The following is a 10,712-nucleotide window of genomic DNA, read 5'->3' as shown; positions in this document are numbered from 1 at the left end:
GACCATCTGGCCCGCGTCTTCGAGTGGTCGACCAGCGGCGAGGAGGACGGCGAATGAGCGACATCCTCGCCGCCGGCCAGCCGCAGCGCCGCGCCGCCGACCCGCGCCTCTCGGCCTTCGTCACCGCCAACGCCGGCTCAGGCAAGACCAAGACCCTGATCGACCGGGTCGCGCGCCTGTTGCTGGCCGGGGCTCGGCCCGAGACCATCCTGTGCGTGACCTACACCAAGGCCGCGGCCGCCGAGATGCAGCGGCGGCTCTACGAGCTGCTCGGCAAGTGGTCGGTGCACGACGACGCGACCCTGGCCGAGGAGCTTGGCCACCTGGAAGGCCGCGAGGCCGGCTATTACGACGCGATCGGCCTCTCCAAGGCCCGCGCCCTTTTCGCCAGCGCGCTGGAGACGCCAGGCGGCCTGAAGATCCAGACCATCCACGCCTTCTGCGAAAAGCTGCTGCGGCGCTTTCCGCTGGAGGCCGGCGTCTCGCCCGGCTTCCGGGTGATGGACGATTCGGCCAGCGCCGCGGTGGCCGACGCGGCGCGAAAGGCGGTCGCACGCCACGCCCTGCGCGGCGAGGGGCTGGTGGCCGAGGCCTATGCCCGTTTCTCGGTCGCCCTCGACTTCCAGAGCTTCCAGGCCATGTTCGCGAGCTTCGAGGCCCAGCGCGGAGGGCTCGGCGCCTATCTCGCCCGCCATGGCGGGCTGGAGGGCGCGGTCGCCGATGTCTGGCGCGTCTGCGGGTTCGAAACGCGTGAGGCCCCCGAGACCCTCGAGGCGGCCGCCATGGCGGAGATGGATCGCCGGGCCTGGCAGGACTGCGTCGAGATCCTGGCCCAGGGCGGCAAGGCCGACGTGACCAATTCCGCCAAGCTGGCCGTCGCCCTCGCACCCGGCGCGGAGCTGGACGACTGCCTCGCCGCCCTCTTCACCGAGAAGGGCGAGGGCGCGCCGGCCGCCTGGGTCGCCAAGACCTCCGGCCTCAAGGCCCGCGAGGACCTCCGCTTCTTCCTGCTGGACGAGCAGGACCGGCTGGAGATCGCCCGCGAGCGCCGCCGCGCCGCGCGCGTGGCGCAGGACACCCAGGGCGCCCTGATCCTCGCCCACGCCTATCTGGCCGCCTACGCCATCGAGAAGTCGGCCTCCGGCGCCCTCGACTTCACCGACCTAATCGAGAAGACCCGCGACCTCGTCGCCTCGCGCCCGATGGCCGCCTGGGTGCTCTACAAGCTGGACGGCGGGATCGACCACATCCTGGTCGACGAAGCCCAGGACACCGCCCCCGAGCAGTGGGAGATCGTCCGCGCCCTGACCGAGGAGTTCTTCTCCGGGGCCGGCAAGCCGACCGACCGGCCGCTGGAGCGCAACATGTTCGTGGTCGGCGACGAGAAGCAGTCGATCTACTCGTTCCAGGGCGCGCGGCCCGAACTGCTGATCCAGGAATTCGAATTCCACCGCGATCGCGCCACCGGGGCCGGCCTGCGCTTCGAGCGGGTCGATCTCCTGACCTCCTGGCGCTCGACGCCGCAGGTGCTGGCCTTCGTCGACGCCGCCTTCGCCCCGCCGGAACTGGCCGCCGCCATCCTGCCGCGCGCCGAGGCTGCGGCCGTGGTCCACGAGGCGGTGCGGACCGACGCCGGCTGCGTCGACCTCTGGCCGCTGGAGCGCGAGGAGAAGAGCGACGTCCGCGACGCCTGGGATGCGCCCTTGGACGAGGAAGGCGAGGCCAGCGCCAATAAGCGGCTGGCCGGTCGGATCGCCGACGAGATCGCCGCCCTGGTCGCACGCGGCGATGGCGTGCTCGACAAGGAAACCGGCGCCCTGCGCCCGGCGACGGCCGGCGACGTGCTGATCCTCGTCCGCCGCCGCAAGGCGCTGTTCGAGGAGATCCTGCGCGCGCTCAAGCATCGGAAGATCCCGGTGGCCGGCGCCGACCGCCTGGCGCTCAGCGAGCACATCGTCTTCGACGACCTGCTGGCGGTGGCCCGCTTCGCCCAGTTCCCGGCCGACGAACTGACCCTGGCGGCCCTGCTGCGCAGCCCGTTCTGCAACCTGTCCGACGACGACCTCTACGCCCTGGCGCACGGCCGGGGCGGCGCCAATCTCGCCGGCCTGTTGCAGCGGCGCAGAGGCGAGCGCGCGGTCTGGAGCGCCGCCGCGGGCTTCGCCGACTGGGTGCTCGCAAATCGCGCCCTGCGGCCGTTCGAGTTCTATTCGCGTCTGCTGGCCCTTCGCGACGGGGAAGGACGCTCGATGCGCCGCCGGCTGATGGAGCGGCTGGGGGCCGAAGCGCAGGACGCCCTGGACGAGTTCCTGGCCCAGGTGCTGGCCGCCGAAGGCCGCGGCGTCCACGACCTCGAAAGCCTCGCCGCCACGCTCTCCAGCCTCGACATCACCGTCAAGCGTGAGATGGAGGCCGGCCGCGACGAGGTGCGGGTGATGACCGCCCACGGCGCCAAGGGACTGGAGGCGCCGATCGTCTTCCTGCCCGAGACCACGCTCTCGCGCACCGCCCGCGGCTCGCCCCTGATGCCGACCCCGGCCGGAGGCTTTCTCTGGAGCGCCTCAAAGGCCAGCGATTGCGCCGCCTCGCTGGAGGCCCGCGAATGGCGTGTGAAGAAGGAGGAGGACGAGGCCGCCCGCCTGCTCTACGTCGCCCTGACCCGCGCCCGCGACCGGCTGGTGATCTGCGGCCGCGTCGCGGCCACCGCCAAGGAGGAGAACATCAAGGGCTGGTGGGGCGCGGTGGTCGCCGCCTTCGACCACTCCAGCCTCGCAAGCGAGCGGCGCATCGTGCGCGAAGGCGGCCGCGAGTTCGTCCGCTACGGCGCCGATCCCCAGGCCCTGGGCGCGGCGCAGGCGCCAACTCAGGCGGTCACGATCCTGCCGGCCTGGACTGAGGTCGCTCCGCCCGCCGAGGCCTTCGCCCGCTACGCCTCGCCCTCCCAGCTCGGCGACGACGCCACCGCGCCGGCGACCTCGCCGCTGGTCAAGGTGGCGGGCCTTGGCCGGTTCCGCCGCGGCGATCTGATCCACCGCCTATTGCAGATCCTGCCCGATCTGGCGCCGCCGGAGCGAGCCGACGCGGCGCGCCGCGTACTCTCGCGCGAACGTGATCTGACCGACGACCAGCGCGCCGAGATGACCGCCGCGGCGCTCGGCGTGCTGAACGATCCGCGCTTTTCCGAGGTGTTCGGGCCGGGCAGCCGCGCCGAGGTCTCCATCGCCGGCACGGCCCGCGGCCTGCCGCCGGGCCTGGCCATCTCCGGCCGCATCGACCGGCTGGTGGTGCTGCAAGACCGCGTGCTGGTTGCAGATTTCAAGACCAACCGCCCCTCGCCGGGCCGCATCGAGGACGCCGACCCCGCCTATCTGCGTCAGATGGCGATCTATGCGGCGGTGCTGGAGGATGTGTTCGAGGGTCGCCGGATCGAACCCGCCCTGGTGTGGACCGATGGCCCGAAGCTGATGGCGGTTCCAGAAAACCTGTGGCGCCGGACCCTTGCCGACCTGCACCGTGAAGGTTGATACCGGCGCCCGCCCCGCCTACATCGGCGGATCGAGAGCCGCGGCCAAGCGTTTTCCAGGCCGGGCTATAAGGAGCTTTTCATGAGCACCGTGACGGTCACCGACGAGTCCTTCGACAAAGACGTTCTGCAGGCCTCCAAGCCTGTGCTGGTGGACTTCTGGGCCGAGTGGTGCGGCCCCTGCAAGCAGATCGCACCCGCCCTGGAGCAGATCGCCTCCGAACTGGGCGAACAGGTCACCGTGGCCAAGCTGAACATCGAGGACAGCCCGACGACCCCCTCGCGCTACGGCGTGCGCGGCATCCCGACCATGATGCTGTTCAAGGGCGGCCAGATGGCCTCCATGAAGGTCGGCGCCATGCCCAAGCAGAAGATCGTCGAATGGCTCAACGAGGCCGGCATCTAAGACCCAGCCTTCTTTTCCTCCCCTGCGGAGTGGGGGAGGAAAATCGCGCCAACGCCATAGGCGTTCGCCGACAGCTCCCCCGGCGGGAGAGCATCTTTCCTATATGATCAGGTCGGCCAGGTTTCCGGGCTCATGGCCAGGACTTCGCCGGCGAAGTGCAGTCCGCCGCAGACCAGGATGTGCGGGGCCGGTCCAGGCTGGGCGAGCGCCCGGCGCACCCCCTCCTCGACATCGGCCACCACGTCGACCGTCAGCCCCGCCTCCCTCGCCGCGCGCGCCAGCTCCTCGGCCGGGGCCGCATTGGGGGAATCGAAGGTGGTGGCCAGCACCTGCGGCTTCAGCGCGCCGAACGGCTGGAAGAAACCGAGCGCGTCCTTGCGGGCGAACATGGCGGCGATCAGCACCAGCGGCCGCGGGTCGCGCGCCGTCAGCCGCCCGGCCGCCTCGGCCAGGGCCCGGCCGGCATGGGGATTATGCCCCCCGTCGAGCCAGAGATCGGCGCCCCGCTCGGCCGCCAGCCGCGCCATCGGCCCCTCGGTCAGGCGCTGGAACCGCGCTGGCCACACCGCGCTGGAGACGCCCTTCGCCAGCGCCGCCTCGTCGATGCGTGGGTCGCCGAGCGCCAGGGCCGCGGCCACCGCCAAGCCGGCGTTGGCGAACTGGTAGCCGCCGAACAGGCTGGGCGCGGGCAGGTCGTAGAGGCGCTCCTCCATCTGCACCAGCAGCCGCCCACGCTCTTCCCAGGCGTCGAAGTCGCGGCCCATCAGGGTGACGGGCGCACCGAGCTTGGCGGCCTCCTCCAGGATCACCGCCTCGCCCTCCTCCATCTGGCGGGCGACCACCGCCGGGCGGCCGGCCTTGATGATCCCGGCCTTCTCCCAGGCGATCTTGGAAAGTTCGGGCCCGAGCATCTCCAGATGGTCGTAGTCGACCGGCGTGATGACGCTGACCGCCGGCGCCTCGAAGATGTTGGTGGCGTCGAACCGCCCGCCCAGCCCGACCTCGATGATGCAGAGGTCGGCCGGGGTCTCGGCGAAGGCCTGGATGGCCAGGACCGTCGTGATCTCGAAGAAGCTGATCGGCTGGCCGGCGTTGGCCGCCTCGACCTTGTCGATCAGCTCGTCCATGCGCGCATCGGTGATCAGCGTCCCGGCCACCCGGATCCGCTCGGCGAAGCGCACCAGATGCGGCGAGGTCAGCGCGTGGACCTTCATCCCCGCCGCCTCGGCGATGGCGCGCAGATAGGCGACGGTCGATCCCTTGCCGTTGGTGCCGGCCACATGGATCACCGGCGGCAGCCGCCGTTCGGGATGATCCAGCGCCGCCAGCAGCCGCTCGACGCGGCCGGTCGTCAGGTCGATCAGAGACGGATGATGCGCCCGCAACCGCAGGATCGCCTCGTCCGACGCACGGATGGGATCATACATCTCTAATTCCGCCCCCTCGGCAGGAGGGGGACCACGTAATGGTGGAGGGGGGTGCAGCCGTCGGAGAGGTCGAAGTTCCCCTCAGTCAGCTTTGCTGACAGGTCCCCCAGAGGGGGCGCAATGGCAAGTCTTAAGCGGCTTTCGAACGATTACGCCCCATCATCAGGGTCTTGAGGATCGAGGCCAGCACTTCGCGCATTTCGGCGCGGCTGACCACCCGGTCGATCTGGCCGCGCTCGACCAGGAACTCGGCGCGCTGGAAGCCGGGCGGCAGCACCTCGCGGATGGTCTGCTCGATCACCCGGCGGCCAGCAAAGGCGACCATGGCGTTCGGCTCGGCCAGGTGGATGTCGCCGAGCATCGCGTAGGAGGCCGTCACCCCGCCGGTGGTGGGATCGGTCAGCACCACGATATAAGGCAGGCCCGCGGCCTTGACCTCGTTCAGCGCCAGGGTGGTGCGGGCCATCTGCATCAGGGCGAGCGCCCCTTCCTGCATCCGTGCGCCGCCCGCGGCGGTGAAGATCACGAAGGGCGCCTCGCGCCGGATGGCTTCCTGCGCGGCCTTGATGAAGGCCTCGCCGACGCCGACGCCGAGCGAACCGCCCATGAAGCTGAAGTCCTGGACCGAGACGACGCAGGGCACGCCCTCGATGGTCCCATAGCCCGAGCTCATCGCGTCCTGCGCGCCGCTCGCCTTACGGGCGGCCTTGAGCTTGTCCATGTAGGGCTTGGTGTCGGGGAACTTCAGCGGGTCGTCGACCACGCCCTTGGGCGGCTCGATCTTCTCGTACTGGCCGCCATCGAAGGTGTAGCGCAGGCGCTGCTCGGCGCCGATCCGCATGTGGTGGCCGGACGGCGTGACCCACAGCGCCGCCTCCAGGTCCGAGCGATAGATCATCTCGCCGGTGTCCGGGCACTTCACCCAGAGGTTCTCCGGCGTCTCGCGTTTGGCGACCAGGTTGCGCACGCCGGGCGCGATGCGCGAGAGCCAGCCGCGCCGTTCCTTCGGTCCCTGCGGACCCTTGCCGGGTTTGTCGTTTCGCTGTTCAGCCATCGCCATTCGGATTTCTAAACCGGGCGGCCTTCGACTCGCGCGGAGCGCACAGCCTTAGCCAGGGAATCCACTTTGGAAAGAACCCGCGCGGTCACAGATTCGTTCGCGGCCAAGCCCGCGGCGACCTCTTCGACCAGGGCCGAGCCGACCACCGCCGCGTCCGCGACCCTGGCGATCGCCGCGGCCCGTTCGGGCGTCCGGATGCCGAAACCGACGGCGACCGGCAAGCCCGAGGCGGCGCGCACCCGCTCCACATGCGGGGCGACGGCCGCAGCGTCGGCCTCTTTCACCCCGGTCACTCCGGCGACCGAGACATAGTAGACGAAGCCCGAGGTGCGGGCGACCACCACCGGCAGGCGCTTGTCGTCGGTGGTCGGCGTGGCCAGCCGGATCAGCGACAGTTCGCTGGCGTCCAGGGCGTCGGCCAGGGGCTCGGCCTCCTCAGGCGGGATGTCGACGCAGATCAGACCGTCTACGCCGGCCGCCGCCGCGTCGCGGGCGAAAGCCTCGAAGCCATGGTGCACCAACGGATTGGCGTAGCCCATCATGATGATCGGCGTCGTCTGATCGCCCTTGCGGAACTCGGCCACCGCCGCCAGCGTCTTGCGAAGCGTCATGCCGTTCGCCAGGGCCCGCTGGGCGGCGCGCTGGATCGGCGGCCCCTCGGCCATGGGGTCGGAGAACGGAAAGCCCACCTCGATCAGGTCGGCGCCGGCGGCCGGCAAACCCTTCAGAATCTCCAGCGCCGTGTCGAAGTCGGGATCACCGGCCATCACATAGGCGACGAAGGCGGCCCGGCCCTCAGCCTTCAGGCTGGCGAAGCGGGCGTCGATACGAGCTTTGGTCATTGGGAAACCCTGTGCACGGTCGGACCGTCGGGCTCGACCTTCACTTTGACGACCCCAGTGGCCAGGCCCGCGCCGACCAGCAGCGCCACCGCCGCGATGAGCTGCAAGGCGTACTTCAAGCGGGGCTTGCGAGGCGTCCGCGGCAGGCTCAAATCGTGCGCCCCAGGTGGGCGGCCACGGTCGCCACGTCCTTGTCGCCGCGGCCCGACAGGTTCAGCACCACGATCCCGTCCTTGCCGACCTCCTTCACCACATCGGGCAGGCGCGCCAGGGCGTGGGAGGATTCGATGGCCGGCAGGATGCCCTCCAGCTCGGCCAGCAGCTTGAAGGCGTCCAGCGCCTCCTGGTCGGTGCAGGTCAGGTAGGTGGCGCGGCCGACGTCGTGCAGCCACGAATGCTCCGGCCCGATGCCCGGATAGTCGAGGCCGGCCGAGATCGAATGCGCCTCGGTGATCTGGCCTTCGTCGTCCTGCAGCAGATAGGTCATGTTGCCATGCAGCACGCCGGGGCGACCGCCGTTGATCGCCGCGGCGTGGCGGCCGGTGGACATGCCCTCGCCCGCCGCCTCGACGCCGTAGATGCGCACGCCCTCGTCGTTGAGGAACGGGTGGAACAGGCCGATGGCGTTCGAGCCGCCGCCGACGCAGGCGACCACCGCGTCGGGCAGGCGGCCTTCCATCTCCAGGATCTGCTGCTTGACCTCGGCGCCGATCACCGCCTGGAAATCGCGGACCATCGCCGGATAGGGGTGCATGCCCGCCGCGGTGCCGATCAGGTAATAGGTGTCGTGGACGTTGGTGACCCAGTCGCGCAGGGCCTCGTTCATGGCGTCCTTGAGGGTCGCCGAGCCAGCGGTCACCGCCTCGACCTGGGCGCCCAGCAGGTTCATCCGAAAGACGTTGGGCTTTTGCCGCTCCACATCGACGGCGCCCATATAGACCACGCAAGGCAGGCCGAAGCGGGCGCAGACCGTCGCGGTCGCCACGCCATGCTGGCCGGCCCCGGTCTCGGCGATGATCCGGGTCTTGCCCATCCGCATGGCCAGCAGGATCTGGCCCATGCAGTTGTTGATCTTGTGCGAACCGGTGTGGTTCAGCTCCTCGCGCTTCAGATAGATTTTCGCCCCGCCGTAATGGGCGGTGAGCCGCTCGGCGAAATAGAGCGGGCTGGGGCGGCCGACATAGTGGGTCAGGAAGCTGCGCAGCTCGGCCTGGAACGCCGGATCGGCCTTGGCCGCCGCATAGGCCGCGTCCAGCTCGTGGACCAGCGGCATCAGGGTTTCGGGCACGTAGCGGCCGCCATAGTCGCCGAAGCGGCCGGCGGCGTCCGGATAGGCGGTGTAGTCGTTCGGTTTGGCTGGAGCGTTCACGGATTCTGCAACTTCAAGCGCGGCGGACAGCGTCGAGAAACGCCGTGATCAAGGCCGGGTCCTTTAGTCCGGGACCGCGTTCCACGCCAGAGGAAACGTCCACGATCGGCGCGCCGGACCGCCGGACGGCTTCGCTGACGTTCCAGGGATCGAGCCCCCCGGCCAGCAGCCAGGGCCGGGCGAACCTGCGCCCTTCCAGCAGCGTCCAGTCGAAGGGTTCGCCCAGGCCGCCGGGGCGGTCGGCGTCCTTCGGCGGCTTGGCGTCGAACATCAGGTGTTCGACCACGGGTTCGTAGGCGCCCGCGGCGTCGATGTCCGACCGTTCCGAGACCGGCAGCACCTTGATGACCCCGCACCCCGAGCGCTGGGCCACCTCGCGCGCGCGGCTGGGAGTCTCCTTGCCGTGGAGCTGGATCAGGTCGGGCGACAGGCCCCGGGCGATGGCGTCGACCTCGGCGTCGCTGGGGTCGACCGCCAGGGCGACGATCTTCACGTTCCGCGCCCGCGCCGGCGGGGCCAGTTGCGCGGCCGCCTCCGGGGCGATGTTGCGGGGGCTCTTGCCGAAGAACACGAAGCCCAGGAAGGCCGCATCCCCGTCGAGAGCCGCCGTCACCGCCTCGGGCGTCGACAGTCCGCAGATCTTGGCGCGCACGCTCATGGCCCGGAGTTAGGCCCTGGCGCGCGCCATGCCAACCCCGTTCAGGGCTTGGTCTTCAGAAGGTCCCGGATTTCGGTCAGCAGCGCTTCGCTGGGGGTCGGGGCCTCAGGCTCGGCCGGTTGCGCGCGGCGCATGGCGTTCACGCCCTTGACCAGCATGAAGATCACCCAGGCGACGATCAGGAACTGGATCAGGGTGTTGATGAAGGCGCCATACTGAATGGCGACCAGTTCGCTGGCCGCGGTCGCCGGATCGTCGGGCTTGAGCACGAACTGCAGCTTGGAGAAGTCGATCCCGCCCAGGGCCAGGCCGATCGGCGGCATCACCACCTGATTGACCAGGCTGTCGACGATCTTGTTGAACGCCCCGCCGATGATCACGCCGACGGCCAGGTCGATGACATTGCCGCGGGCGATGAATTCGCGGAACTCGGAGAAGATGCTCATGGCTCACCGTCGAAAGCTGAAGGGCCGCCAGGATCGACCTAGCCGTTCCCTCCGGTCAACTGGAAAGCCAGGGCGGCTCTTCAGTCGGCGTTCAACCGCTCGCGCAGTTCCTTGCCGCTCTTGAAGAAGGGCACGTGCTTGGCGCGCACCTCGACCGCCTCGCCAGTGCGCGGGTTGCGGCCGGCGCGGGCGTCGCGCGAGCGGACCGACAGCGCCCCGAAACCGCGCAGTTCGACCCGGCCGTCCTGTTCCAGGGCCTGGATCATGCGTTCGAGGATCACGCCGACCACACGCTCGATGTCGCGTTGGGTCAGATGCGGGTTTTCCTCCGCCAGACGGGCGATGAGTTCCGACTTGATCATGCCTATTTCCGTGTCCCCGAGCCGCGGGGAGACGGCTCATAGGCGTTCAACCAGAAGCAACACCTTCGCCGAACCGGCGCGCCCTGCCGGTTTCGTCGGAAGCGAGCGGGACCATGGTCGAGTCCGGCTGGATGTTCAAGGCGCAAAGAAGGTTGACGGCCGCCCGCCCCGCCGAACGGCGCGCAAAAGAAAACGGCGGACCGGTTTCCCGATCCGCCGTCAGCTTCAGGCCTTGGCCGTGAGGCTTAGTCCTTGCCGGCCTTCTCGCGAAGGGCCGCGCCGAGGATGTCGCCCAGCGAAGCGCCGGAGTCCGACGAGCCGAACTGCTCGATGGCTTCCTTCTCTTCGGCCATTTCCAGCGACTTGATCGACAGCGAGACGCGACGCGCCGCCTTGTCGATCTGGGTCACCTGCGCATCGACGCGGTCGCCCACGGCGAAGCGTTCCGGACGCTGGTCGGCGCGGTCGCGCGACAGGTCGGACTTGCGGATAAAGGCCGTCATCGGGGCGTCGTCGTCGCCGAACTTGACCTCGATGCCGCCGGTCGTGACCTCGGTCACCGTGACGGTGACGGTCTGGCCGCGACGGTAGGTGTCGCCTTCCATCGGATCGCCGGCCA

General features: G+C 69.8%; 11 protein-coding genes. 2 read left to right on the top strand and 9 right to left on the bottom strand.

The annotated features are described in order from the left end of the window. Positions 1-53: 53 nt before the first annotated feature. Together addA and trxA are read left to right on the top strand one after the other, a co-directional pair. The gene (addA, locus tag ACE3TL_RS15300; protein WP_374579536.1) at positions 54-3,524 is read left to right on the top strand and encodes a double-strand break repair helicase AddA; all 3,471 of its coding nucleotides are present in this window, start codon (positions 54-56) and stop codon (positions 3,522-3,524) included. A gap of 81 nt (positions 3,525-3,605) precedes the next feature. Then, complete coding sequence (gene trxA / locus ACE3TL_RS15295; protein WP_374534226.1) at positions 3,606-3,929, top strand: thioredoxin; 324 nt, start codon at positions 3,606-3,608, stop codon at positions 3,927-3,929. A 107-nt stretch (positions 3,930-4,036) separates the two neighbouring features. Here trxA and ACE3TL_RS15290 read toward each other — a convergent pair whose 3' ends face one another. From ACE3TL_RS15290 to ACE3TL_RS15250, 9 genes are all read right to left on the bottom strand, one after another. After that, positions 4,037-5,356 (bottom strand): folylpolyglutamate synthase/dihydrofolate synthase family protein, encoded by a 1,320-nt coding sequence (locus ACE3TL_RS15290; protein WP_374579535.1) that lies wholly within the window; start codon positions 5,354-5,356, stop codon positions 4,037-4,039. A 130-nt stretch (positions 5,357-5,486) separates the two neighbouring features. After that, positions 5,487-6,416: an acetyl-CoA carboxylase, carboxyltransferase subunit beta gene (gene accD, locus ACE3TL_RS15285; protein WP_374579534.1), complete on the bottom strand. Its 930-nt coding sequence runs from the start codon at positions 6,414-6,416 to the stop codon at positions 5,487-5,489. A gap of 8 nt (positions 6,417-6,424) precedes the next feature. Next, positions 6,425-7,258, bottom strand: a complete 834-nt coding sequence (gene trpA, locus ACE3TL_RS15280) for a tryptophan synthase subunit alpha (protein WP_374579533.1) — start codon at positions 7,256-7,258, stop codon at positions 6,425-6,427. After that, entirely contained in the window at positions 7,255-7,377 is a 123-nt protein-coding gene (locus tag ACE3TL_RS15275; RefSeq protein ID WP_374579532.1) for a hypothetical protein, read from the bottom strand. The genes trpA and ACE3TL_RS15275 overlap by 4 nt, the downstream gene beginning before the upstream one ends. A gap of 29 nt (positions 7,378-7,406) precedes the next feature. Then, positions 7,407-8,627 (bottom strand): tryptophan synthase subunit beta, encoded by a 1,221-nt coding sequence (gene trpB, locus ACE3TL_RS15270; RefSeq protein ID WP_374579531.1) that lies wholly within the window; start codon positions 8,625-8,627, stop codon positions 7,407-7,409. 13 nt (positions 8,628-8,640) lie between these two features. Further along, positions 8,641-9,285, bottom strand: a complete 645-nt coding sequence (locus tag ACE3TL_RS15265; RefSeq protein ID WP_374579530.1) for a phosphoribosylanthranilate isomerase — start codon at positions 9,283-9,285, stop codon at positions 8,641-8,643. 41 nt (positions 9,286-9,326) lie between these two features. After that, the gene (mscL, locus tag ACE3TL_RS15260; RefSeq protein ID WP_374579529.1) at positions 9,327-9,731 is read right to left on the bottom strand and encodes a large-conductance mechanosensitive channel protein MscL; all 405 of its coding nucleotides are present in this window, start codon (positions 9,729-9,731) and stop codon (positions 9,327-9,329) included. An 80-nt stretch (positions 9,732-9,811) separates the two neighbouring features. After that, positions 9,812-10,093, bottom strand: coding sequence for an integration host factor subunit beta (locus ACE3TL_RS15255; RefSeq protein ID WP_374534218.1), 282 nt, complete (start codon positions 10,091-10,093; stop codon positions 9,812-9,814). Between the two features lie 245 nt (positions 10,094-10,338). Then, positions 10,339-10,712 (bottom strand): S1 RNA-binding domain-containing protein (locus ACE3TL_RS15250; protein WP_374579528.1); only part of this gene is annotated, 374 nt, incomplete at its 5' end.

Origin of the sequence: Phenylobacterium sp., from assembly GCF_041920015.1 — a bacterium.
Classification (GTDB): domain Bacteria; phylum Pseudomonadota; class Alphaproteobacteria; order Caulobacterales; family Caulobacteraceae; genus Phenylobacterium.
The sequence above is the reverse complement of the archived record's forward strand: the minus strand, read 5'-3'. Positions and strand labels throughout refer to the sequence as shown.